This window comes from Acidovorax sp., assembly GCF_046294525.1.
Taxonomy (GTDB): domain Bacteria; phylum Pseudomonadota; class Gammaproteobacteria; order Burkholderiales; family Burkholderiaceae_C; genus Acidovorax.
Genome location: NZ_JBKBKQ010000003.1, coordinates 41,055 through 65,725, shown reverse-complemented (window position 1 = coordinate 65,725; position 24,671 = coordinate 41,055). Strand labels below are relative to the sequence as shown.

21 protein-coding genes are annotated in these 24,671 nt (G+C 66.4%); 16 read left to right on the top strand and 5 right to left on the bottom strand.

What is annotated here, in order from left to right; genetic code table 11:
• Window positions 1-154: 154 nt before the first annotated feature.
• Window positions 155-3,244, bottom strand: a complete 3,090-nt coding sequence (locus tag ACK4HJ_RS04780) for an EAL domain-containing protein (protein ID WP_409828195.1) — start codon at window positions 3,242-3,244, stop codon at window positions 155-157.
• Window positions 3,245-3,586: 342 nt separating this feature from the next.
• On the opposite strand from ACK4HJ_RS04780, the gene ACK4HJ_RS04775 reads away from it, so the two are divergent.
• From ACK4HJ_RS04775 to ACK4HJ_RS04750, 6 genes are all read left to right on the top strand, one after another.
• Window positions 3,587-4,966 carry a diguanylate cyclase domain-containing protein gene (locus ACK4HJ_RS04775; RefSeq protein ID WP_409828193.1) on the top strand — a complete coding sequence of 460 codons (1,380 nt, stop codon included), beginning with the start codon at window positions 3,587-3,589 and terminating at the stop codon, window positions 4,964-4,966.
• A gap of 255 nt (window positions 4,967-5,221) precedes the next feature.
• Window positions 5,222-5,689 (top strand): CopD family protein, encoded by a 468-nt coding sequence (locus ACK4HJ_RS04770; RefSeq protein WP_409828192.1) that lies wholly within the window; start codon window positions 5,222-5,224, stop codon window positions 5,687-5,689.
• Window positions 5,690-5,815: 126 nt separating this feature from the next.
• A complete protein-coding gene (locus tag ACK4HJ_RS04765) occupies window positions 5,816-7,660 on the top strand; it encodes an ABC transporter ATP-binding protein (protein WP_409828190.1) in 1,845 nt (614 codons plus the stop codon).
• A gap of 129 nt (window positions 7,661-7,789) precedes the next feature.
• Window positions 7,790-8,125 (top strand): EthD family reductase, encoded by a 336-nt coding sequence (locus ACK4HJ_RS04760; RefSeq protein ID WP_409828188.1) that lies wholly within the window; start codon window positions 7,790-7,792, stop codon window positions 8,123-8,125.
• A gap of 257 nt (window positions 8,126-8,382) precedes the next feature.
• Window positions 8,383-10,506, top strand: a complete 2,124-nt coding sequence (locus tag ACK4HJ_RS04755; protein WP_409828186.1) for a hypothetical protein — start codon at window positions 8,383-8,385, stop codon at window positions 10,504-10,506.
• A gap of 361 nt (window positions 10,507-10,867) precedes the next feature.
• On the top strand, window positions 10,868-11,143 hold the full coding sequence (locus ACK4HJ_RS04750; RefSeq protein WP_409828185.1) for a helix-turn-helix domain-containing protein: 276 nt from the start codon (window positions 10,868-10,870) through the stop codon (window positions 11,141-11,143).
• Between the two features lie 98 nt (window positions 11,144-11,241).
• Here the strand turns inward: ACK4HJ_RS04750 and ACK4HJ_RS04745 are convergent, their stop codons facing one another.
• The gene (locus ACK4HJ_RS04745; RefSeq protein ID WP_409828184.1) at window positions 11,242-12,237 is read right to left on the bottom strand and encodes a Bug family tripartite tricarboxylate transporter substrate binding protein; all 996 of its coding nucleotides are present in this window, start codon (window positions 12,235-12,237) and stop codon (window positions 11,242-11,244) included.
• Window positions 12,238-12,545: 308 nt separating this feature from the next.
• On the opposite strand from ACK4HJ_RS04745, the gene ACK4HJ_RS04740 reads away from it, so the two are divergent.
• The 3 genes from ACK4HJ_RS04740 (at window position 12,546) to ACK4HJ_RS04730 (ending at window position 15,567) form a co-directional block, all read left to right on the top strand.
• The gene (locus ACK4HJ_RS04740; RefSeq protein WP_409828182.1) at window positions 12,546-13,529 is read left to right on the top strand and encodes a Bug family tripartite tricarboxylate transporter substrate binding protein; all 984 of its coding nucleotides are present in this window, start codon (window positions 12,546-12,548) and stop codon (window positions 13,527-13,529) included.
• Between the two features lie 46 nt (window positions 13,530-13,575).
• Complete coding sequence (kdgD, locus tag ACK4HJ_RS04735; RefSeq protein ID WP_409828180.1) at window positions 13,576-14,487, top strand: 5-dehydro-4-deoxyglucarate dehydratase; 912 nt, start codon at window positions 13,576-13,578, stop codon at window positions 14,485-14,487.
• Window positions 14,488-14,598: 111 nt separating this feature from the next.
• Window positions 14,599-15,567 (top strand): 2-hydroxyacid dehydrogenase, encoded by a 969-nt coding sequence (locus ACK4HJ_RS04730; protein WP_409828178.1) that lies wholly within the window; start codon window positions 14,599-14,601, stop codon window positions 15,565-15,567.
• Between the two features lie 81 nt (window positions 15,568-15,648).
• Here the strand turns inward: ACK4HJ_RS04730 and ACK4HJ_RS04725 are convergent, their stop codons facing one another.
• Both ACK4HJ_RS04725 and ACK4HJ_RS04720 read right to left on the bottom strand, forming a co-directional pair.
• Window positions 15,649-16,104, bottom strand: a complete 456-nt coding sequence (locus ACK4HJ_RS04725) for a hypothetical protein (RefSeq protein ID WP_409828176.1) — start codon at window positions 16,102-16,104, stop codon at window positions 15,649-15,651.
• A complete protein-coding gene (locus ACK4HJ_RS04720) occupies window positions 16,101-17,060 on the bottom strand; it encodes a ketopantoate reductase family protein (protein WP_409828174.1) in 960 nt (319 codons plus the stop codon). The genes ACK4HJ_RS04725 and ACK4HJ_RS04720 overlap by 4 nt, the downstream gene beginning before the upstream one ends.
• A 171-nt stretch (window positions 17,061-17,231) precedes the next feature.
• Between ACK4HJ_RS04720 and ACK4HJ_RS04715 the strand changes: the two genes are divergently transcribed.
• From ACK4HJ_RS04715 to ACK4HJ_RS04685, 7 genes are all read left to right on the top strand, one after another.
• Window positions 17,232-17,576, top strand: coding sequence for a TA system antitoxin ParD family protein (locus tag ACK4HJ_RS04715; protein ID WP_409828172.1), 345 nt, complete (start codon window positions 17,232-17,234; stop codon window positions 17,574-17,576).
• Complete coding sequence (locus ACK4HJ_RS04710; RefSeq protein ID WP_409828170.1) at window positions 17,577-18,224, top strand: zeta toxin family protein; 648 nt, start codon at window positions 17,577-17,579, stop codon at window positions 18,222-18,224.
• A gap of 215 nt (window positions 18,225-18,439) precedes the next feature.
• Window positions 18,440-18,952 (top strand): MarR family winged helix-turn-helix transcriptional regulator, encoded by a 513-nt coding sequence (locus ACK4HJ_RS04705; protein WP_409828168.1) that lies wholly within the window; start codon window positions 18,440-18,442, stop codon window positions 18,950-18,952.
• A 59-nt stretch (window positions 18,953-19,011) separates the two neighbouring features.
• Entirely contained in the window at window positions 19,012-20,487 is a 1,476-nt protein-coding gene (locus tag ACK4HJ_RS04700; RefSeq protein ID WP_409828166.1) for an efflux transporter outer membrane subunit, read from the top strand.
• Window positions 20,488-20,547: 60 nt separating this feature from the next.
• Window positions 20,548-21,873 (top strand): efflux RND transporter periplasmic adaptor subunit, encoded by a 1,326-nt coding sequence (locus tag ACK4HJ_RS04695; RefSeq protein ID WP_409828165.1) that lies wholly within the window; start codon window positions 20,548-20,550, stop codon window positions 21,871-21,873.
• Window positions 21,874-21,888: 15 nt separating this feature from the next.
• Window positions 21,889-23,517, top strand: coding sequence for a DHA2 family efflux MFS transporter permease subunit (locus ACK4HJ_RS04690; protein ID WP_409828163.1), 1,629 nt, complete (start codon window positions 21,889-21,891; stop codon window positions 23,515-23,517).
• A 239-nt stretch (window positions 23,518-23,756) separates the two neighbouring features.
• Window positions 23,757-23,915, top strand: coding sequence for a DUF3309 family protein (locus ACK4HJ_RS04685; RefSeq protein WP_409828162.1), 159 nt, complete (start codon window positions 23,757-23,759; stop codon window positions 23,913-23,915).
• Window positions 23,916-24,058: 143 nt separating this feature from the next.
• On the opposite strand, the gene ACK4HJ_RS04680 is transcribed toward ACK4HJ_RS04685, so the two are convergent.
• Window positions 24,059-24,652, bottom strand: a complete 594-nt coding sequence (locus ACK4HJ_RS04680; protein ID WP_409828160.1) for an EF-hand domain-containing protein — start codon at window positions 24,650-24,652, stop codon at window positions 24,059-24,061.
• Between the last annotated feature and the right edge of the window lie 19 nt (window positions 24,653-24,671).

Genomic DNA, 24,671 nt, shown 5'->3' with positions numbered 1-24,671 from the left:
ATGATACCGTGTGGCCTACCCCCGCCCGGCAAGGGGCGGCTTGCGCAGGACGGTGCGGGACACAGGCGGCAGATTTTGGCTAAAAATGGGCTCTAGCGCTTATCCAGAGAGCGCTGACAGCTATCATTTTTGCTACACCTTGCCACCGGCCTGCTCAGACCCCGGGCGCTGCGGCGTGGTTGCGGCGCACCAGTGCCTCAAAGTCGGTGACGGGCACGGGCGGGCTCAGCAGGTAACCCTGCCAGGCGTGGCACTGGTGGCGGGCCAGAAAATCTCGCTGCGCCTCGGTTTCCACGCCCTCGGCGATCACGCGCAGGCCCAGACTGGTACCCAGGGCCACCACGGTGCGGGCAATTGCGGCGTCGTTGGGGTCTGTCAGTACGTCGCGCACAAAGCTCTGGTCGATCTTGAGCTGGTCAAGCGGCAGGCGCTTGAGGTAGGACAGTGACGAATACCCCGTGCCAAAGTCGTCCAGCGAAAAGCCCACGCCATAGGCCTTGAGCTGGCCCATCTTGTCGACGGTGTCTTCCACGTCCTGCAGCAGCAGGCTTTCGGTCATCTCCAGCTTGAGCTGGCGTCCATCGGCGCCCGAACTGGCCAGCGCGGCCAGCACCTGCGCCACAAACCCGGTCTGGTGAAACTGGCGCGGGCTGACGTTGACGGCCAAGCTCAGCCCGGCCAGGTCGGGCTGGCGCGCCCAGGTGGCCAGGCGCTGGCACGCGGCCTGCAGCACCCATTCGCCCAGTGGCAGGATGAGGCCGGTGTCCTCGGCCAGCGGGATGAAGTGCGCGGGCGAGATGAAGCCATTGACCGGGTGGCGCCAGCGCAGCAGCGCTTCGGCCCCCGTGATGCGGCCGTGGTCGATCTGTGGTTGGTAGTACAGCTCGAACTGGCCCTGGGCCAGGCCCACGCGCATGTCCAGCTCCAATTCGGCCCGCGCGGTGACGGCGGCCTGCATGCGGGGGTCGTAAAAGCGCAGCGTGTCGCGCCCTGCGTCCTTGGCCTGGTACAGAGCCAGGTCGGCGCGCTTGAGCAGCTCGTCCACCGTCTCGCGCATGTCGCTGAAGATGGTGATGCCCATGCTGATGGAGCTGTGGTGCTCGCCGCCGTCCAGCTCGTAGGGCTCGCGCAGCACGGCCAGGATGCGCTGGCCGACTTCCTCGCTGCGCGCAGCGGCGTCCTCAGGGCTGTCGCCCAGGTCCTCCAGCACCACCACAAACTCATCGCCGCCCAGGCGGGCCACGGTGTCGTCTTCGTGAACGCAGCTGCGAAGGCGGTGCGACACGTGCTGCAGCAGGGTGTCGCCGCGGTCGTGGCCGCGGGTTTCGTTGAGGGTCTTGAAGTTGTCCAGGTCCAGCATCATCAGCGCGCCGCTGCGCTGGTGCCGGGCACTGGTGGCCAAGGCCTGCTGCAGGCGGTCCAGCAGCAGGCGCCGGTTGGGCAGTCGGGTCAGCGGGTCGTAGTAGGCCAGCGAGTTGATCTCTTCCTCGGCCGCCTTGCGCTGGCTCAGGTCCTGCATGGTGATGAGGCGCCCGCCTTCGATCACGATTCCGGATATCTCCACCGGCTTGCGCTTGCCGTCGGCGCAAAGAATGGTGTACTCATCCGCCGGGATCACGCCCTGGCTCTTGGCCACGGCAAGCCGCTGGCGGATAGCCGTGCGCTCGATGGCGTCTGGGTAGGCGCGCTCCCACCAGGTGTTTGCGTCCGGCACGGCCTCTTGTGTGTAGCCGCAGATCTGCACGTAGCGCTCGTTGCGGAAGCTGATCGTGCCGTCGTCCTGCACCACGCACAGGCCCATGGGCAGGCGCTCCAGGATGCTGCGCAGGCGCTGCTCGTTGGCGCGCAGGTTTTCTTCCATGCGCTTGCGCGAGGTGATGTCCTGCACCACGGCCATGTGGTGGTCGGGTGCATTGCCGGCCGCCCACATCTGCGAGACGGTCACGTCCACCCAGACCGGGTACCCGTCCTTGTGCAGGTAGCGTTTTTCCAGGCGGTACTCGGGTGTGTCTCCGCGCCGCAGCGCCTGTAGCTGAGGTGCCTCGTTCGCCAGGTCGGCCGGGTGGGTGATCGTCTGTGCGGCCAGGCCCAGCATCTCTTCAGGCGTGTAGCCCACGATGTCGGCATATCGCTGGTTGACGCGCAGAAAGCGGCCGGTGTGCGCGTCCAGCTGCGCCACGCCCATGGTGGCCTGGTTGAACAGCGCGCCGAAGCGCTCTTCGCTCTCGCGCCGGGCGTCGTCTGACCGCTGGGCACGGGCCAGGGCCAGCGTGCGCTGGCGCACCAACAGGCCCACCGTGGTGCCCAAGAGCAGTGAGATCAGGGCGCCCACCATCCCGGCCATCAGCGGCAGGCGCGCCTCGGAGGGTGACAGGAACGAGCGCGTGGGATGGAATGTCAGCCGCCAGCGCCGGTCGTGCACCTCCAGGTCGCGCACGTAGGGCTCGGCGTCCGGCAACGCGGTCCCGGTAGGCTCCAATAGGGACCGCACGGCGGTGTCGCCCGTTCCCGGACGCACCGGCCCGTGGTCGGTCATGGACACGGTGATGCCGTTGAGGTACCCCAGGCCCGCCAGCCCCTGCACCAAGTCATACACGCGGAGGGTGGATGCGACTGCGCCCACAAACCGCTGCTCCGCCGTGCCGGCCGTGGGATCGAACACCGGCACGCGGATCACCACGCCTGCGCGGTGCGATTCTTCCTGCAGCAGGTCGAACGGGGCGGACACCACCGTTTGCCCGCTGTCGCGGCTGTACTGCATGGCCGCCAGGTTGGTGGGCTGGGCGCTGATGTCCAGGCCCAGCACACCCTCATTGCCGTGCATGGGCCAGAGGTACTCAGCCACAAAGTATTCAGGCCGCTCGCCCGGCGGGTGGATGGCAAAGGTGGGAAACCCCTCGGGCGACAACGAGGTGTCGGCCCGTACGCGGGCCTCGTATGCCGCCTTGTCCGGTCCTGGCACCCATCGGGTGAAGGACAGGTTGCGCACGCCCGGATAGCGCTGGCCCACCTCGATCTCGCTGGCGGCGCGCTCGAAGTCCAGGCGCGACAGCTGCGGGTTGGCCGTGAACAACCCCCGCAGGCCCAGCACCACTTCGGTATGGGCGGCGATGCGCTGGGCCAGGGTGTCCGCAAACGCCCGCGCCTCTTGTACAAAGCGTGCGTGCTCGACCTGTGCCACCGACTCGGCCTGCTGCCGCGCGATGCCCCAGCTCAGCAGCAAACCCAGCAAGGCCACGGCCATGCCAGACAGCGAATGTCTGTAACGACCTGTGTGCGACAGGCCGGCCAGCGATGGAACAGCTTGGGGAGACAGAAATGGCGCCTTTGCGTGGGACAGCCGGCAACCCGGCCCGGAAAGAAAACGCAGGATAGCGTCAATCCACCGTCTGTGGCCCCAACATCTGGTTACCGCGCAATATTTGTGAAAAAAGTGCCTCCAGCGCAACACTGCCCAGCGCCAACAGCTATGAAATGATGAGCATTTTTTGTGACTTTCGAGTCACGCGGGGGCCTGTGGGCGCACAATGGAATCGTCCTTCCTCTCCGTATCCATGCTTTTCACACACTGACAGTAGCGCCCCCAATGCACAGTTTTTCATCCCTCAATGTGGTGGATCTCCTGCTGGACGCGGTGTGCATCGTGGAGCCCGACAGCACGATCGTGTTTGTGAGCCCGGCATTCGAGCGCATCTTTGGCTACACGCCGCAGGAGGTGGTGGGCCGGCGCATGCTGGACCTGGTGCACCCCGAAGATCTTGCCGCCACGGCCCAGCAGGCGCAAAGGGTTATGGACGGAGAACTGCAACTGCAGTTTGAAAACCGCTATATCCGAAAGGATGGCAGTGTGGCCCACGTGCGCTGGACGGCGCGCTGGGTGCCCGAACGCAACGTGCGCTTAGCGGTGGCGCACGACATCACCGAACGCAAGTTCACGGAATCGCTGCAGGCGGCCACCTATGCCATCTCGGAGGCCGCCCACACGGCCAGGACCCTGCACACGCTGTTCGAGCGCATCCACAAGATCATTGGCACCCTGCTGGACGCCACCAACTTTGCCGTGGTGCTGTACGACCCGGTTGCGGGCACGTTGAGCTACCCCTACCACGTGAATGAACACCACAGCGCTCCCGGGGTGCGGGCGCTGGACGACGATGAACTGTGTGCACAGGTCTTGCGCCACGCCCATGCCGTGCTGCACATCCCACCTGCGTGCCGCGGCGTGGCCGGTGAGGGGCCAGCCGCAGCAAGCCCCCCAGCGCCACGCTGCTGGCTGGGTGTGCCGCTGCAATCCGCCACCGGGCCCATGGGAGCGCTGGTACTGCAGGCCTATACCGAACAGGCCCGCTACACCGCCAAGGACCGCGAACTGCTGCAATACGTGTCCACCCAGGTGGCCGCAGCCATCGAACGCCAGCAGATGCACGAGCGGCTGCAGCACATGGCGCAGTACGACCACCTCACTCACCTGCCTAACCGGCAGCTGTTTCTGGACCGGCTCAAGACCGCGCTGGCCCGCGCACGCCGCGACCAGACGCTGCTGTCGCTGCTGTTCATCGACCTGGACCGCTTCAAGGACGTGAACGACACCCTCGGCCATGCCATGGGCGACCTGCTGCTGCAGCGTGTGGCGCAGCGCCTGCTGGAGTGCGTGCGCGCTTCGGACACCGTGGCACGGCTGGGGGGCGACGAATTTGTCGTGCTGCTCGAAGGCGGCCACGCCCGCGAGCACGCAGCCGCCGCGGCCGACAAGATCCTGGCCGCCTTCGGGCCGCCGTTCGACCTGGAAGGCATCGCCCTTCCCGTGCGGCCCAGCATCGGCGTCGCCATCTACCCAGAGCATGGCAATGAAGAACACCACCTGCTGGGCCATGCCGACGAAGCCATGTACGCGGCCAAAAAAAGGGGCGGCAGCCAGGTGCGGGTGGCCGCTGCGGTGCTTTCAACCGCGCCAGGGCCGGGCTGAGCGCGCTTCCGCGTCACGGTGAGAGCGGCTGAAAACCGAGCGAAAGGGTTCTGGCCAGCCGCTGTTTTGCAGGCAGTACGCCTGTACGACAACGCGCGGATAGAGCGCGGCAACACGCGGCAAAAACGCCAGGCCGCTCCAAGTAGGCCGCTGTGCCACAGGGGCAAGCGCGCAGCGGCGGCGCAACCCCGCACAATCGCACGGCGCGTGCCCCAACCGTTTGTTTTTTCGCTTACCCCTTTACCCCCCTGCCCCATGCTCTACAACGCCCTCCAACTGGCCCATGTCCTGTCCATCATCGTGTGGATTGGCGGCATGGTGTTTGCCCATTTCTTCCTGCGCCCGGCGGCGCAGCAACTGGAACCACCGCTGCGCGTGCGGCTCATGCACGACGTGCTGCAGCGTTTTTTTGCGGCCGTGAGTGTGGCCGTGGTGGTGGTGCTGGGCAGCGGACTCTGGATGGTGGGCCGTGTGGCCAAGCAGACCGTGCAGGCGGGCGGTAGCTTCGCCATGCCGCTGGACTGGACCATCATGGCCGCTCTCGGCCTCGTGATGATGGCGTTGTTCGGCCACATCCGGTTTGCACTGTTCAAGCGCCTGCAGCGCGCAGTGGCCGCGTCCGACTGGTCTGCGGGCGCAAAGGCGCTGGCCAGCATCCGCACCCTGGTGAGCGTGAACCTGGGGCTGGGCGTGGCCATCGTCGCTATCACTCTGCTGGTGTGAACTCCAAAAGACTGATCTCAGCCATCCGCTGAATCCACCGCCCTACTTCAGTTGCGGGCAAGCCCGTGGCCGCGCCCCCGGGCGGCAGGCCTCCTCTACCATCGCTGGGTAGAGGAGTTCCGCTAAGTGTTCAAGTATTTCGAAAGCCGCCTGCCCCCGTATCCTCCCGCCGACCCCCACCTGCCCCCAATGGCCTTCATGGCCTTTGTCTGGGACTGCACCCGAGGCCTTCGCGGCTACGTGGCTGCCATGGCAGGCTTGTCTGCCGCCATTGCCATCTATGAAGCCCTGCTGTTTGCCGTGCTGGGCCACGTGGTGGACTGGATCTCCACCACATCCCCCGGCAGTCTGTGGGCCGAGCGTCGGACGGCGCTGATCGGCATCACCGTGCTGCTGCTGGCGTCCGTGGCGCTGGTGGCCTGGCAGACCAGCATCAAGCATCAGGTGCTGGCCATCAATTTTCCGCTGCGGCTGCGCTGGAACTTTCACCGCCTGATGCTGGGCCAGAGCATGGCCTTCTATGCCGACGAGTTTGCGGGCCGCATCACCACCAAGATCATGCAGACCGCGCTGGCCGTGCGCGACATGATCTTCACCACCACCGACGTAGTCATCGGCATGGGCATCTACCTGGTGACCATTCTGGTGCTGCTGGCCGGATTCGATGCGCGCCTGCTGGTGCCCTTTGCGGCGTGGATGGTCGCCTACGGCCTGGCCTGCTGGTACTTTGTGCCGCGCCTGGGACAGGTAGGCAAGCAGCAGGCCGATGCGCGCTCGGTGATGACCGGGCGCATCACCGATGCGTACACCAACATCGCCACCGTCAAGCTGTTCTCGCACACACGGCGCGAGTCGGAGTTTGCGCGCGCCGCCATGGACGCGTTCAAGCTCACCGGCTACGCGCAGATGCGGCTGGTGAGCATGTTCGAGATCGTCAACCAGCTCCTCGTGGTCGCGATGATTCTGGGCGCCTGCGGCACCGCCCTGTGGCTGTGGTCGGCGGGTGAGGTGGGTGCCGGTGCCGTGGCCGCCGTCACCGCCATGACGCTGCGTGTATCCGGCCACGCCCACTGGGTGATGTGGGAGATGACCACGTTGTTCGAGAGCGTGGGCACCATCCAGGACGGCATCAACACGCTGACCAAACCCCGCGCCGTGGTGGACGCGCCCGATGCCAAACCCCTGGTCGTGACCCAGGGCGAAGTGCGCTTTGAGGACATGACATTTGCCTACGGCAGCGGGCCCGATGCCCGCCCGGTCATTGACCGCCTCAATCTCACGATCCGTCCCGGCGAAAAGATCGGCCTCATCGGTCGCTCCGGCGCGGGCAAGTCCACGCTGGTCAACCTGCTGCTGCGCTTTCATGACGTGAAGTCAGGCCGCATCTTCATCGACGGACAGGACATTGCCAACGTCACGCAAGACAGCCTTCGCCGCGCCATCGGCATGGTCACGCAAGACACCTCGCTGCTGCACCGCTCCATGCGCGACAACATCCTGTATGGCCGCCCCGACGCCAGCGATGCCGACATGCACAAGGCCGCAGAACGGGCCGAGGCGTCAGATTTCATCGCCACCCTCACCGACTTGCAGGGCCGCACCGGCTACGACGCGCACGTGGGTGAGCGCGGCGTGAAGCTCTCGGGCGGCCAGCGCCAGCGCGTGGCCATTGCGCGGGTGATGCTGAAAGACGCGCCCATCCTGCTGCTGGACGAAGCGACCAGCGCGCTGGATTCGGAGGTGGAAGCCGCCATCCAGCAAAGCCTGGACGGCCTGATGCAGGGAAAGACGGTGATTGCCATTGCCCACCGCCTCTCCACCATCGCTGCCATGGACCGCCTCATCGTGATGGACGCAGGTCGCATCGTGGAAGAAGGCACGCACGCACAACTGCTTGCCCAGGGCGGTGTGTACGCGCGGCTGTGGGGTCACCAAAGCGGCGGGTTTCTGGGCGAGACGGACGAGGACTGAGCCAGCGGCCAGGGTTTGCGCCTGCGTGACACGCTGTCGCCCAGGCGGCTGTGGCCCGGCCCCCATGCCGCTTACCGTTGCGCCACGCCCGGGCCATGGTGGCCCGGCACCCTCTTTCAGGAGCCCACCATGATCAAGGTCACCGCCCTCTACCGTTGGCGCGAAGGCGCACATTTCAACCACGACTACTACCACACAGAGCACATGCGCATCGCCCGCGCTGCGCTGCAGCCGCTGGGCCTGGCGCGGCTGGAAAGCGACCGCGTGCTCTACCCGGGCGAGCCCCGCCCCGGCCAGGTGGTGGCGCTGACCAATGCGTTCTTCAGCGACCTGAAGCAGGCGCAGATCGCCGCCAAGCAGACCATGGCCGAGCTGTCGGCGGACATTCCCAACTACACCAACATTCAGCCGGAGTCGTACTTTGCGCAGGCCCTGGCGCACGAGGTGGCGACAAACCAGGCGTAGCAGCTTATGAGAGTCAGTATGAATTGAGGGTGAGGCATCAACGCGCAATTCCGATCCCCTCCGCCGAACTATGTGCCCACGCTCTACCTGGATTTTTCTCCTGAGCAGGGGACGCATAAGCGCATGACTTGGACAGGGAACACGGCTAAGTGGGCGGAATTGTTGGATTGGTGCATCAAAAGCGCATGGCAGTACCATTGCTCGCACAGTCTGTGCGGGTGGAGTCGGGTGAGATTCCAGGCACGGCTCACTGCTCAATGCGCAACACAACGTACCTATTCCTGACGGCCCTGCTGTTTCTGTTCGTCAGCGCAGCCCCCACTGACGCACATGCCGCACGCATCAAGTGCCTGGTGGCTGACCAAGCCAATTCCAGCTTCGAGCAGCTGTGCACCAGTTCGATTCCAACGGCCTTCTCGGCGCCGGGCGATGTGGTGGACATCGACACCAGCACGCTCGAAGGGGGGACACCCATCACGGAAGCGGAATTGACCGGCTACGACATGGTCGTGATCGGAACGGTGTTCGGGGGCGGCGGCTTTCCTGCCGTGCGTCCCATCCACTGGCCCGTGATTCGTGAGGCCATACGCAAGCGGCTCTCGCCCGCCTTCTGGATTTTGGCCGACGCCTGTTGTGGCGTGGAAGCCCTGCAAGCCTCGATCGACATCACGAACGAGGCTTCGGGCGGCCTGTTTGCATTGACGCCTGGAAGTGGCGCAGGCATTTCTCAAGTCAACCTGAATCCCGAGAGCAATTTCCGCGGGTCTTTTGCCAGCTTGCCTCAGATCACCGCGGCGTTTTTCACCTACTTCTCCGGCGCTCCCATAGGCTATGTTATCTATGGGCAGGGAACGACGGCCAGCCAGATCGGAGCCGCCAACGAAGAGGTGCTGCTGCCGCGCACCATGTCCTTTGGTGGCACCGGTGCTTGCATCATGCTGGGTTCGGACGTCAATCTCATGGTCGAGTACCCTGCGCAGCAGACGTTGTTAGCGCAGGCGCACTATGCGGCGGCGCAGGCTGGCGGCTCGTGCGACGCCGCGCCACCCGACCGGCCTACGCTGTCGCTGTCTGTCACGCCGGACTTGCCCGGAGGAGGCGGTGGCACCACACGGCTTACCGTCACACTGGGCAACACGAATGCCTCCAGCCTCGCGTTGCAGACTGCGCTGATGAATCTGCCTGCGGGAGTGGTGGTGGCCAACCCCGCCAACGCCTCCACGACCTGCACGGATGCTGCAGGAGGTGCGCCCGCCGCGCTGACTGCGTCGGCGGGTGGCAACAGCCTGTCGCTGCCTGCCGACAGCCGTATCCCCGTGGGCGGCTGCACCATCGACGTGGACCTGGCCATATCACCCGGGAGCTACGAACTGGTGCTACGTGCAGCCGACGTGTTGACCAGTGCGGGCTTGGCCGTCGGTGATGCAGCCTTGATTGTCGGGCCGACGCCGCTCCCCCCCACCACGGCCCTGTCGTTCAACCCGACCCAGTTGCCCGCCGTTGGCGGCAGCAGTCGGCTGACCCTCGTACTGGGCAACCCCAACGCCTACCGTCTCACGGTGTCGGCCATGCTCCTCACCTTGCCCGCCGGGCTCGTCGCAGCCGCCACGCCGAATGCCTCCTCGACCTGCACCAACAACGCCGGCACCGGCCAAGCCGCCCCCCAGGCCACAGCCGGTGGCAACAACGTGGGCCTGCTTGCCGGTACGCGCATTCCTCCCGGGGGCTGTGACGTGTCGATTGACGTTTCAGCACCCGCAGGAAGCTACCCAACGCGACTGGCCGTGGCCGATGTTGTGACCAACGGCGGCCCGCCGGCCAGTGACGCCTTCGCTTTGCTCAGCTCGGCGCCAACGCAGGGTCCGACCACCTCCCTCAGCCTGAATCCGTCGTCCATCGTGAGCGGTGCCGGCCCAAGCCGGCTCACCCTCACCGTGGGCAACGCCAACGCAGGTGTGCTGCGCATCGCGTCGCTGGCCATGGCACTGCCGGCGGGCGTCCGCCTGGCAACGCCGGTCAACGCTGTGACGACTTGCACCAACGCGAATGGCCAGCCAGGCGTCAGCGTGAGCGCTATCGCAGGCGGCAGCACCGTCGGTCTGCCGGCAGGAACGACCGTCGCTCCCGGAGGCTGCATCGTCGCGGTCGACGTGGTGGCCGACGCTGGGAGCTTCCCGTTGCGCCTGGCCGTGGGCGACCTGCAAACGGATGGAGGCGCACCGTTGGCCGATGCCGTCCAGACCCTGTTGGTTGCGTCGGCTGCACAGCCTGCGGTGCCGATCCCAGTCGGCGGGCCTGTGCTTGTGATCGCATTGCAACTGCTGATCGTGGCGCTTGTGATTTTTCTGCAGAGAAAACGTCGTCACGGCCCTTCGCTTTGATATTCATCGTCGGCTCTGGGGCCGAGGGATGGCGAGCGCCCTCCACTGTCAACTTCCCCAGCCCTCGCACTCGCGCAGTTCCGCAATGTCTTGCAGGTCACCAGGTTGGACAAGGGAGAGCGCGGCAAGGTGTCGTCGGGCCCGGCGCCATCCCCTGCTTTGTGCGCGCGTTCGGCCCGTTGCACCAGCAGAACCTCCGCTGACACCCAACGCGCTGGACAATGGGCCCGGCCCGCTGGGGGTAAGAAGCGCTAAAAATTCAAGCAGAATTTGCCTCTGGCGCTTATCCATCAAGCGTTGATAGCTCACCTTTCAATAGCATTTCATGTCCTACCCACCTGTCTCTCCCACCCCGCTTTCCATGCCTGTACCCACAGGCGAGCAGCTCAAGGCCGCACGCGTTGCTGCCGGGCTGAGCCAGGCCCAGGCAGCCGAGCTCATGGGCTACCCACTGCAGACCGGCAGCCGGGGCGGTGTGCAGTCGCGAACCTGGCAGGCGCTGGAGAGCATGAGCGACGAGCGCAACATGCAAGGGCCGGTGTTTGCGATGTTTCTGCTGCTGACGGGGCAGCATCCTGATTGGGTGCTGGCACAGCGCACTGGCGCACAAAACGTCAGCGACGCCACCACACGCTGACTGGCCCCCATGGCATGCGCTGACGCCGCAAAAAAAGCGGAACGGCCCGAAGGCGGTTCCGCAAAGTCTTCACAGGGAGATAAATGGTCGGCCGGCGGTCAATCGACTTTGATGCTTGCCGCCTTGATGACCTGCGCCCACTTCTCCACCTCGGCCTTCTGGAAGGCCGCAATCTGGGTGGTGTTCAGGTCGGCAGGCTCCATGCCAAATCCCTTGAGGCGGGTCTGCATGTCAGGCTGGGCCAGGATCTTGCGGATTTCGTCGTGCAGGCGGGTCACGATGGGCGCTGGCGTGCCGGCCGGCACGAAGATCGCCTGCCACGACTGCACCTGGAAGTCCTTGAGCTCCGCGACACCCGACTCGGCCACGGTGGGCACGTCGGGCATGGAAGCCAGCCGCTGTGGCGAGGTGACGGCGATGGCACGCAGCTTGCCGCTTTGGATGTGCGGTGCGGCCACCACGGTGGTGTCAAACATCATGTCCACTTGGCCGCCGATCACGTCCTGGATGGCGGGGCCGCTGCCCTTGTAGGGCACATGGGTGAACTTGACGCCCGACTTGTAGGCCAGCAGTTCCACCGCTAGGTGCTGCGAACTGCCGGTGCCGGCTGACGCCGACGACAGGCCGCCTTGCCGGCTCTTGGCGGCTGCCAGCACGTCCTTCAAAGTTTTGTAAGGGCTGTTGGCGGCCACCACCAGCACCACGGGGTTGGTGCCGATCAGCGTGACCGGGCTGAACGACTTGATGGGGTCATAACCGAGCTTGGGGTACAGGCTGACGTTGATAGCGTGCGAGCTGACGGTGCCGCCCAGCAAGGTGTAGCCGTCGGGCGCAGCACGCGCGGCCACTTCCGATCCGATGCTGCCCGCCGCACCGCCCTTGTTCTCGGCCACTACGGTGGTGCCCAGGGCGGGGCCCAGCTGCTGGCCGATCAGCCGGGCCAACGTGTCGGTGGTGCCGCCTGCGGCAAAGGGCACGACGTAGGTGATGGGCTTGCCCGTGGGCCAGTTGCCCTGGGCCGCAGCAGGCACGCTGGCCAGCCCGCCCAGGGCGGCGGCGAGTGCGGCGGTGTGGATAAGGGTTCTGCGGTGCATGGTGTTGTCTCCGGGGATTGAGGGCTGCCAGGGTGGCGCGCTGGGGTTGGGACACATGAAATAGTCATGCGTTGTCATACAACAAGCATCGCATTGTGGTGCAACGGTCTGCGAATCCCAGCAGGGATTACCCGCAGCCGGCAAGCCCGTGAAACAGCAGGATTTCCATCGATACAAAGGAGATTTTGGCTTGGTGAAAACCCGCAATTTTGGTTTGATCGGTCTTGCAAATAGATTTTTTGCTTGTCTTTAGGCCTGCTTAGTTGTACGATGACTAACAACACAAACCCAACTGGAGACATCCTGCCATGCCCCTCATCCGTCGCACCGCCGTCGCTGCCTGTCTGGCCACACTGGGCGCCCTTGCCGGCGCCAGCGCCTTTGCTCAGAACGCCGCCGACTGGCCTGCAAAGACTCTGCGCATCGTAGTGCCCTACCCTCCCGGCGGCAGCTCGGACATCATTGCGCGCTCCATCAGCCAGTCGCTGTCCGAAGCCCTCAAGCAAAGCGTGATCGTGGAGAACAAGCCCGGCGCCAACGGCAACCTGGGCGCCGACTTCGTGGCCAAGGCCGAGCCCGATGGCTACACCCTGCTGCTGTGCGATGTGGGCGCGCTGGCCATCAGCCCGTCGGTCTACACCAAGCTGTCGTTCGACCCGTCCAAGGACCTGCGCGGCGTGACCATGCTGGCCTATTCGCCCCACCTGCTGGTGGTGCATCCTTCGGTGCCGGTCAGCAATCTCAAGGAGTTGGTCGCCTACTCCAAGAAGAACGATCTGAACTTTGCGGTGACGGCCACCGGAAGCGCACCCCACTTGGCGGGCGTGGCGCTGGAGCGCGCGAGCGGCGCTAAGTGGCAGTACATCCCCTACAAGGGCGGCGTGACCGCCATCCAGGACACCGTGGCCGGCCAGACGCAGGTGCTGATGAACGGCATGCTCGCCACACTGCCCCAGGTGCAGAACGGAAAGCTCAAGGTGCTGGGCGTTTCCAAGTCCACCCGCATGCCGCTGATCGGTGACGTGCCCACCATTGCAGAGCAAGGCATTGCTGGCTACGAGTCCGGCACCTGGCAAGGCATTCTGGTGCCGCGTGGCACGCCGGATGCCGTGGTGCAAAAGCTCAACAAGGCCTTCATCACAGCGATCCGCGCACCGGAGATCCGCTCGCGCCTGGCCGGCCAGGGCGCCGAGGTGGTGACCATGACGCCCGCCGAACAAGACCAGTTCTTTGCCAAGGAGCGCGCGCGCTGGGCCACCGTGGTCAAGGCTGCCGACATCAAGCTCGACTGAGCGCTCTTGCACCGCCCGACCGCCCCCTCTTGTTTTTTTTATGACCATGACTCCCCAAGACCTCAAAACCATCATGGGCTCCGGCCTGCTGTCCTTCCCCATCACGGACTTCGACGAGCAGGGTAACTTCCGCCCCAAGACCTACATCGAGCGCCTGGAGTGGCTCGCCCCCTACGGCGCCAGTGCCCTGTTTGCCGCCGGTGGCACGGGCGAGTATTTCTCCCTCTCGGGCCCCGAGTACAGCGAAGTCATCAAGACCGCCGTGGACACCTGCCGTGGCAAGGTGCCCATCATTGCCGGTGCCGGTGGCCCCACCCGCACCGCCATTGCCCATGCGCAAGAGGCCGAGCGCCTGGGTGCCCACGGCATCCTGCTCTTGCCCCACTACCTGACCGAAGCGGGCCAGGAGGGCCTGATCGAGCATGTGGCCCAGGTCTGCAACAGCGTGAAGTTCGGTGTGATCGTCTACAACCGCGACCGCACCAAGCTCACGGCCGAGTCCCTGGCCATCCTGGCCGATCGCTGCCCCAACCTGATCGGCTTCAAGGACGGGGTGGGCAACATCGAGACCATGTCTTCCATCTACATGAAGCTGGGGGACCGATTCTCGTACCTGGGCGGCCTGCCCACGGCCGAGGTGTATGCGGCGGCGTACAAGGCGCTGGGCACGCCGGTGTATTCGTCGGCGGTGTTCAACTTCATCCCGAAGACGGCCATGGAGTTCTACAAGGCGGTGGCGGCAGACGACACGGCCACGCAGCACCGGCTGCTTAAAGAATTCTTCATGCCCTATCTCGCCATCCGCAACCGGGTGGAGGGCTATGGGGTGTCCATCATCAAGGCGGGGGCGCGCATTGTGGGGCATGACGGCGGGCCGGTGCGCGCGCCGCTGACGGACCTCAAGCCGCATGAGGTGGAAGAGCTCAAGGCGCTGATTGCAAAGCTCGGGCCGCAATAAACTCTTGTGCTTCAGGGCCTGGCTTGCCAGGCCTTTTTTTATTGGCTCGCGCACTTGCCACACGCTGCAGCCTCCCCCACTCACGCCACAGCGCTCCATCTTTTTGACACCATGACCGCTTCCCCCCTGCCCCGCATCCTGCAAATCGGCCGCCTCCCTCTGCCCGCGCTGGAGTCCGAACTGGCCGCCCGTCACCAGGTCACCTGCCTCGCCGACCAGCCCGATTCAGCCGCTTTCCTCGCCGAACACGGCGCGGAGTTCACTGGCGTGGTCACCACCGCCGCCATCGGCCTCAAGGGCGAAGTCATCGCCGCGCTACCTCACCTGCAGGTCATCAGCAGCTTTGGTGTGGGTTTTGATGCGCTCGACATCGATGCCGCCCGCGCTCGCGGCATCCAGGTGGGCTACACGCCTGGTGTACTCAACGACTGCGTGGCCGACATGGCGTTTGCGCTGATGCTGGACGTGTCGCGCGGCATTGCCGCCAGCGACCGCTTTGTGCGCCGCGGCGACTGGCAAAAGGGCCGCTTTGCGCTGGGCAGCCGCGTGTCCGGAAAGCGCCTGGGCATCGTCGGCATGGGCCGCATCGGCCAGGCCGTGGCCGACCGCGCCACGGGGTTTCGCATGGAGGTGGCCTACCACAACCGCCGTCCTGCCGAGAGCTCCGGCCTGCGGTATGTCGAGTCGCTGCAGGCCCTGGCGCAGTGGACCGACTACCTGGTGGTGACGGTGGCCGGAGGCACCGGCACACGTCACCTCGTCAACCAGGACGTTCTGAACGCGCTGGGGCCGGAAGGCTTTCTCATCAACGTGGCGCGCGGCAGCGTGGTGGACCAGGCCGCACTGGTCCGCGCCTTGACCGACCGGACCATTGCCGGCGCCGGCCTAGACGTGTTCGACAACGAACCGCAGGTGCCCGCCGAACTGATGGCGCTGGACAACGTGGTGCTGACCCCGCACAGCGCCAGCGCCACCCACGAAACCCGTCGCGCCATGGCCGACCTGGTGCTGGAGAACCTGCAGGCGTTTTACGCCGAGGGCGCCGTGCGGGTGCCTGTGCCAGGCACCGTGCCCGGCTAGTTTTCGGTCATTTTGGCCTCTAGCGCTTGTGTATCAAGCGCTGACAGCTATCAAAAGAGAAGCGAAAACCGCAGCTGCGCGTCACGAAAAAGCGCAGGCGCTCTTGATGCGCGCATGGTCTTCCGGCCGGTTGTGCATCCCATGCGGATCGGCCGACAGCCGCGCCTGCCATGCCTTGTAAAAAAGGCCGCGCATAAAGTCCGCGTCTTGAAAGGTTTGCGGGGTGGAAGAACCTGGCAGGAGAAAGCTGGCCAGCGTGTGCGGGTCGTCACCGGCCTTCTCCGTCTGCGCCACATGCGCACCAAACCACGTCATCAGATCGTCAAACCGAAACGTGCCCGGCGCCACCCTGACCGACCACGGCGCAGCGCCATAGCCCAGGCGGGCTGAACCATCGGGCGCCACGGCCAGGGTGCAACTGCCCGGGCGCTCGGTGAACAAAATGAGCCTCTGGTGCGCGGCTGGAGTGCCTGCGTCGGCCGCCATGGCCGGCGCCACGCAGCACCACGCGGCCAGAACGCACAGGGCACCCTTCACGGCGCCGCGCCTTTCATCTCCGCCAGCTTCACCAGCACCTGCAGCGCGTGGTTCAGCGGCGTGGGCACGCCCAGCGCGGCGCCGCGCTGGACCACGTAGCCGTTCAGGTGGTCGATCTCGGTGGGCTTGCCGCGCGCCAGGTCTTGCGCGGTGGACGAGAACTGGCCGGGCATGGTGGTGGCGATGCCGCGCACGGCCGCCTGCACATCGCCCGGTATGGTGATGCCATCGGCAGCCGCCACGGCCAGGCATTCGGCCACGATGTCGTCAATTACCCGCGTCACGCCGGGCACCTGCACCAGCGGGCCATAGGGCTGCTTCGACAGGGCCGACAGCGCGTTGTAGGCGCTGTTGAGCACCAGCTTGGCCCACAGCGCGCCGCGTACGTTGTCGGAAATCTGCGTGGGGATGCCGGCGGCGGCAAGCTGGCGGGCCACCTCGTCGCTGCGCGCCGACGGCGCAATCACCAGCTCGCCCCGTCCGTGGTGCACCACATGCCCCGGGCCGCCCATGGCCGTGGCCACGTACACCACGGCGGCCGCCACCGGCGTGCCGGCGTGCAGCACCGCACGCACGCGCTCGTCGTTGTCCACACCGTTCTGCAAGGTCAACACCAGCGCGCCGGGGGCCAGATGCGGACGCATCTGGCGCGCGGCATCTTCCGTGTCGGAGGATTTCACGCAGAACAGCACCACGTCTGCGCCCTGCACCGCACTGGCTTCGGTGCTGGCGGACATCGGCACCTGTACATCCAGCACGGCCGTCTGCAGCCGCAGACCGTGCTGCTGCACGGCCTGCACATGCGCAGGCCGACCAATGAGCGTAACAGAGTGGCCCGCACGCGCCAGCAGGGCACCAAAGTAACAGCCCACGGCGCCCGCGCCCATCACGGCAAAACGCAGGGGCGCAGGGGCGGGGGAAGAATCGGCGGGAATTGCAGCGGTGGATTCGGTCATCGGAATTAGTAGAGAGCGTGGGCCGCAAAGACCCGGGGGTGGCTGGCTCCAGAGGGCGCAGAGGATTTTGCATGGTATCGCCCAGCAAACCCTGCTGCGTCCTCAAGCGTTCGGTCCGTGGATTGCCGCGTAATCCCAATTGGCGCAAAATGCGCCAATCAGGAGATCGCTATGTCCGCCACTGCCTTTTCTTCCGTCAAGCTCCCCGCCCACCTAGTGGAGCAGGCCCGCCAGGCCGCGCAGCCCATGCGCCGCTCGGTGGCCAGCCAGATCGAATACTGGGCCACGCTGGGCCAGATCGTCGAACACACGGGCCTGAGCGTGCAGGAGGCGCGCAGCGCCATCGAGCAATATGAAGCTGCAGCGCGCACCGCCGCCCTGGCGGCACCCACGTCGGTGGACGCCCTCACCGCCCGCCTGCTGGCAGCACAGACACGCGGTACGCTGGCCCAGCGGGTGCGCGAGGTGGTGCTGGAGAACCAGGCCAAAGCCGCCACCCCTGTCGCCTCACACTGAATGGTGCCCCCCGCCCAGCAGCCCTTCTCACCGCCCCGCCACAACACGCCACCCCGCTGGTTCCACCTGCTGGCAGGCCCAAACGGCGCGGGCAAATCCACGCTGTACCGCGCCCTGGTGCGCGAAGGCATCCTGGGCCCGCCGCTGGAGTTTGTGAACGCCGACCTGTACGAACAGGCGCACCTGCAGCACATTGCTGACCCCGAAGCCCGGTCCGAAGCCGCCCGTCAATGGGCCGATGACCGCCGTGCCACCCTGCTGCGCGAAGGCACCGACTTCGCCAGCGAAACCGTGTTTTCGCACCCTTCCAAACTGGAACTCATCGAAGAAGCCCAGCGCTGCGGCTACACCGTGGCCCTGTACATCGTGGCGCTGGACGACCCGGCCCGGCTGCTGACCCGCGTGGCGCAGCGTGTGCGCGAAGGTGGGCACACAGTACCGCCCGAACGAATCCTGGCCCGCTACCCCCGCACCATGGACAACCTGGCCCAGGCTGTGCGGCAGGCGGATGTGTCCTACCTGTATGACGCTGCCGAGGCCACCGGCACCAGCACCGGGCCGCAGCTGGTGGCCGTGTGCTCCCCCACCCAGGTCACGCCCTTGGCCCAGCCGCTGCCCGCCTGGGCGCAGCGCCTGACCGGGCAATAGCCGATACGTCCACGCGCTGCACGGGCCTGCGCGGGCAGCCCACTTTCATCTTCTGTGCCGTCGGCTCAATGCCAAATTGGGGCCCTGCGCGCGTCTGTATTCATCTATAGCTATTTCTTTGATAGCAACCATGACTCCGTAAAAACCCTGACTCCCTATGGGGTGTTATCTATTTGCCAAGACAATCATTGTCTAGTCAATTAAATTCACCCTCCATGACTTCCAACGCCTCCTCGCCGTCGCAGCCCGGCCCGGGCTTCTACAGCCCCACCCAGCTCCAGCCCGAAAACAGCGTGGGCTACCTGATGCGCAAGGTGATGACGTCCATCCGCACCCAGGCCGATGCGCAACTGTCCACCCACGACCTGACCTACGCCCAGTGGCTACCGCTGTTCAAGATCTCGCGTTGCCCCACCACCACCGTGGCCAGCCTGGCGCGGGACCTGGAGACCGACCCGGCCTCCATGACCCGCGCGCTCGACCGCCTGGAGGCCAAGGGCCTGGTGGCACGCGAGCGCTCCACCACCGACCGCCGCGTGGTGCAACTGGCGCTCACCCCCGAGGGCGACAAGGTAGCCGCCCAGGTGCCCCCGGTGCTGGCCGACGTGCTCAACGGCCACCTGAGCGACTTCACCCATGACGAATGGCAACTGCTGCTGCGCCTGCTGCGCCGCATGCTGGCCAATGGCGAAGCGCTGCGCCAGCAGCGCGGCGCAGACGCCGACTGAACGCGCAGTCCACACCGTTTTCCTCCACACAACACCCCAAAACCATTCTGGAGAACCCCGTGAACACCCCATCCCCCCTGCCCTCCACCCGCTCGGCCCTTGCGGCCCATCTCGCGGTATCGGCCCTGGCGCTGGCCGCCGCCCTCCTGCTGGTGGGCTGCGCCAGCCCCGGCCCGGCCCACACGCCGCTGGCGCAGACCACCCCGTCGGCCTTGGGCTTGAACGCCGCCGTTACCGACACCACCGCCCCCAGCCAGTGGTGGAAAACACTGGGTGACGAGCAGCTCAACACCCTGATCGACCAAGCCCTGCAAGGCAACCCCAGCCTGGCCGTGAGCCGCGCCCGCCTGGAGCAGGCCGTGGCGCTGAGCCAGGTGCGCGAGGCCGCCAACGGCCCGCAAGCCACCCTGGGCGTGGACGCCACCCGCCAGCGCTACACCGCCAACGGGCTGGTGCCCGCGCCGGTGGCTGGCAACACGTACAACAGCGGCACCGTGCAGGCCACGCTGAGCTGGTCGCCCGACTTCTTCGGCCAGCATGCCGCCGAGCTGCAGGCCGCCCTGGGCCAGGCGCGTGCGGCCCAGGCTGACGCCGCAGCCGCCGCCAACACCCTGGCCGCCCAGGTGGGCCGCAGCTATGTGGCGCTGGCCCGGCTAGTGGCCCAGCGCGATGTCGCCCTGCGGGCGCTGGCGCAGCGCGAAGAGCAACGCAAGCTCACCCAGGAGCGCACCGCCGCAGGCCTGGACAGCCAGGTCGAGCTGACCCAGGCCCAGGCCGCTGTGCCCGACGCCCGCACACAAATCGAAGCGCTGGACGAGCAGATCACCCTGGCCCGCCGCCAGCTGGCCGTGCTGACCGGCCAGGCGCCCGACGCCCTGCCCCTGCTCACACCCCGACTCACCGCCCTGCAGCCCACCGCCGTGCCCGAGGTGCTGGGTGCCGACCTGCTGGGCCGCCGCCCCGATGTCGTGGCCGCGCGCTGGCGCGTGGAGGCGGCAACGCAAGGCGTGAACAGCGCGCGCAGCGAGTTCTATCCCAACATCAACATCGGCGCCTTCATCGGCCTGAACTCGCTGGGGCTGGACCGGCTGTTCAGCGGCAGCTCGCGCCAGATGGGTGTGACGCCCGCACTGCGCCTGCCGATCTTTGACGGTGGCCGCCTGCGCGCCCAGCTGGGCGGCCGCGCTGCCGAGCTGGACGCCGCCATCGCCCAGTACAACGCCGCCGTGCTCGATGCGGTCAAGGAAGCGGGCGACGCCGTGGCCTCCATCCAGTCGCTTACCCGCCAGCAAGCCCTGCAAGACGAAGCCGTGGCCAGTGCCGAAAAAGCCTATCGCTTTGCGCAGGAGCGCTACCGCGCGGGCCTGGGCAACTACCTGGTGGTGCTGAGCACCGAAAGCCAGGTGCTGGCCCAGCGCCGCCTGGCCGTGGACCTGCGTGCCCGCCAGCTCGACACCCGCCTGGTGCTGATGAAGGCCCTGGGCGGCGGGTGGACCGATGACACAGCGGTACTGCACACCGCCGCCGCGCACTGACCGGCCACCACACCACACGCATCCAAAAACACAACAACACATTCCTGAAAGACCACCGCCATGACCGCTCACAGCGAACCCCTCACCGCCAACGAAGCCAACACCGCCCGCCGCCGGGGCCTCACCCTCATTGCCGCCGCCGTTGCGCTGGTGGCCATTGGCTGGGGCGGCTGGCACTGGGCCAATGGCCGCCATGTGGAGACCACCGACAACGCCTATGTGGCGGGCAACGTGGTGCAGATCACGCCGCAGATCGGCGGCACCGTGGTCTCCATCGGGGCCGACGACACCGACTACGTGAAGGCCGGCCAGCTGCTGGTCAAGCTCGACCCGGCCGACGCCCGCGTGGCCCTGGAGCAGGCCGAGGCGCAGCTTGCGCAGACCGTGCGCGAAGTGCGCACGCTGTACGCCAACAACGCCACGCTGAAAGCCCAGGTCAGCCTGCGCAGCGCCGATCTGGCGCGCGCCCAGGCCGACGCCGCCCGCGCGCAGGACGATGTGAACCGCCGCACGCCGCTCATGGCCAGTGGCGCCGTGGGCAAGGAAGAGTTCCAGCACGCCACGGCGCAGCTCGCTGCGGCCCGCAGCACCGTGGCCGCAGCCCAGTCGGCCGTGCTGGCCGCGCAGGAGCAACTGGCGGCCGGCCAGACGCAGACCGAAGGCACCTCCATCGAGCAGCACCCCAACGTGCAGCGCGCCTCGGCCCGGGTGCGCGAGGCCTACCTGGCCGTGCAGCGCGCCCAGCTGGTCGCTCCGCTGGACGGCCACGTCGCAAAGCGCGGCGTGCAGGTGGGCCAGCGTGTGCAGGCCGGTGCCCCGCTGATGACGCTGGTGCCCCTGAACGACCTGTGGGTGGATGCCAACTTCAAGGAAAGCCAGCTCAAGACCCTGCGCATCGGCCAACCCGCCGAGCTGGAGGCCGACGTGTATGGCACCAAGGTCGTCTACCACGGCACCGTGACGGGCCTGGGCGCCGGCACCGGCGCCGCCTTTGCGCTGCTGCCCGCGCAGAACGCCACCGGCAACTGGATCAAGGTGGTGCAGCGTGTGCCCGTGCGCATCGCGCTCGACCCCAAGGAAGTGGCCGAGCACCCGCTGCGCGTGGGCCTGTCGATGGAAGTCAAGGTGGACACTGCCGACCAGAGCGGCAAGACGCTGGCCGACACGCAGCGCACCACACCCGTAGCCGCCACCGCGGTGTTCGACGAGCAGTTCAAGGCCGCCGACGACGAGGTGGCCCACATCATTGCCGCCAACCTGGGCCGCAATGGCAAGGCCGCCGTGGCCGTGGCATCGCCCAAGGTGGGCAAGGCACCCGCGCAAAGCCAGCAGCAACACGCCTCGGCCCCGGTGGCCTCGGCAGTGCAGTCGCCTGTGGTGCAGTAAACGGGGTGGAAGCGCATGACCGCCGCCAACCCCACTGCAGACGCAGCCGATCAGGCGCCCGCCAAGGCGAAGCCCGCAACTGCGCAACCACCGGCCCCCGCCGCCTACCCGCCGCTGCAAGGCACGGCCCTGCTGCTGGGCACGCTGTCCCTGTCGCTGGCCACGTTCATGAACGTGCTGGACTCGTCCATCGCCAACGTCTCCATCCCCGCCATTGCCGGTGACCTGGGTGTGAGCCCCGGCCAGGGCACCTGGGTCATCACCAGCTTTGGTGTGGCCAATGCCATCTCGGTGCCACTCACTGGCTGGCTCACGCAGCGCTTTGGCGCGGTGCGCCTGTTCACCATGAGCGTAATGCTGTTTGTGCTGACCTCCTGGCTGTGCGGCTTTGCCTCGTCGCTGGAAATGCTGGTGTTCTTCCGCGTGCTGCAGGGCCTGGTGGCCGGGCCGATGATCCCGCTCAGCCAGACGCTGCTGCTCGCCAGCTACCCCAAGGCCCTGGCGGGCACGGCCCTGGCGCTGTGGGGCGTGACCACGCTGGTCGCACCCGTGGTGGGGCCGCTGTTGGGCGGCTGGATCACCGACAACATCTCCTGGCCGTGGATCTTCTACATCAACGTGCCGGTGGGCCTGCTGGCCGGGCTGCTCACCTGGGGCATCTACCGCCAGCGCGAGACCCCCATCCGCAAGCTGCCCATCGACACGGTGGGCCTCAGCCTGCTGGTGCTGTGGGTGGGCGCGCTGCAGCTCATGCTCGACAAGGGCAAGGAGCTGGACTGGTTCGCCTCGGGCGAGATCATCACCTTGGCCGTGGTCGCGGTGGTGGCGTTTGCGGTCTTCCTGGTGTGGGAGCTGACCGAGAAGCACCCGGTGGTGGACTTGAAGCTCTTCAAGGGCCGCAACTTCACCTTTGGTGCGCTGGCGCTGTCGGTGGCCTACGCCCTCTTCTTCGGCAACGTGGTGCTGCTGCCGCTGTGGCTGCAGCAGTGGATGGGCTACACCGCCACCTCGGCCGGCATGGCGCTGGCGCCGGTGGGCATTTTTGCCATTTTGCTCACGCCGCTGGTCGGCAAGAAGGTGGGCCAGTGGGACCCGCGCCGCATGGCCACGGGTGCGTTCATTGTGTTCAGCACGGTGCTGTGGATGCGTTCGCAGTTCACGGTGCAGACGGACTTCATCCACATCCTGATCCCCACCCTGCTGCAGGGCGCGGCCATGGCGTTCTTCTTCATCCCGCTGACCACCCTGACCTTGGCGGGTATCGCGCCAGAGCGTATCCCGGCAGCTGCGGGCCTGAGCAACTTCGTGCGCATCACCGCCGGTGCCATGGGCACGTCGATCGCCACCACACTGTGGGAGAGCCGCGCCGCCATGCACCATGCGCACCTGACCGAAGGGCTGGTGCAGGGCCAAGGCGTATTTGCACAGACGCTGGACAACCTCACCGCGTCCGGCCTCACGCAGATGCAGGCGCTGGCGCAGATCAACCGGCTCATTGACCAGCAGGCGTTCACGCGCGCGGCCAACGACATCTTTCTGGGCTCGGCAGGTTTGTTCCTGCTGCTGATCGGATTGATCTGGCTGACCAAGCGACCAGCGCGCAATGCCGGCGCAGGCGCGGGTGACGCTGCGGGCGCACATTAACGGCAAAGGACAAGAACCACGGCGAAAATTTCGAGCAAAATGGCCGCTAGCGCTTATGCATCAAGCGCTGACAGCTATCAAATTTGAGTACCTCGCAACTGCGGCGGTTGTGCGCGGCCCCGCATCTCACAGCCCCTGTCGGAAATTCCTGACCGCGCGGCGCGGGCGACACCTGCGGTGGCAAGTCGGAGGGTGCACCACCATGCACTCACCACAAACCACTCACACAAGGAACTGCCATGTCGCTTTCGCTGATTCTCCTGATCGTCCTGATCCTCATCCTGATCGGCGTGTTGCCCACCTGGGGCCACAGCCGCTCCTGGGGCTACGGGCCCAGCGGTGGCCTGGGGCTGGTGGTGGTCATTCTGATCATCCTGCTGCTCATGGGCCGGATATGACGACGGGCTAATGGCAGCGGCGCAGCGTCTATGCTGTGCGTGGCACGCAGTCCATCCAATCAGCCAATAAAGAAGCCAACGGCCTTTGAACGGGCCGTTGGCTTTCGGTTTTTCGGTTTTGTGGGAGGGTACGCTGCCTGGTGTTAGGCGCGCCCTGTGGCGCCTCGTTTCTCGGCATTGGCAAACGCTGTGCTGAACGTAGCAAACTCCTGCTGCCCCACCGTGCCGTCCGCGTTTCCGCCTTTGTCCATCAGTTGCATCAGCGCCTGAGAAAAATCCGTGGTGGACTGTGCGCCGCGTGTCTGTGCCAGGCCCTTGGCAAATTCGGCGTCCGATATGCGCCCGTCGTTGTTCACGTCAAAGCGGGCGGCCAGCGCCTCCTTCTGCCCATCCGTGGCGCCAAACTGGGCCAGCAACTCCTGAAAGTCTTTTTTGGACACCGAGCCGCCTCCCGCAGCCAGGGCGCGTGCAGCGCCCTGCCCTGTGCGGCCGGTTGTGCCTGCACCCACGCCCAGCGGCTGGTCCAGGCGGCCTTGCGTCATCAAAACCCCCTTGTCGGCAAAGCCCGCCAGCGTGGCCGCCTCGGGACTCAGGCTCAGCAGGGCCGCTGGGCCGCCCGCATCGCCCTCCCCTGCGTGGCGCGACGACGCCGAGGACGACGATTTGCCCGACCCGCTGGAGACGGCGTTGAAAACCAGCGAGGCCACAGTGGTCAGGCCAGAGATGAGAGGCGACATGGCGGCTACTCCTGAAATA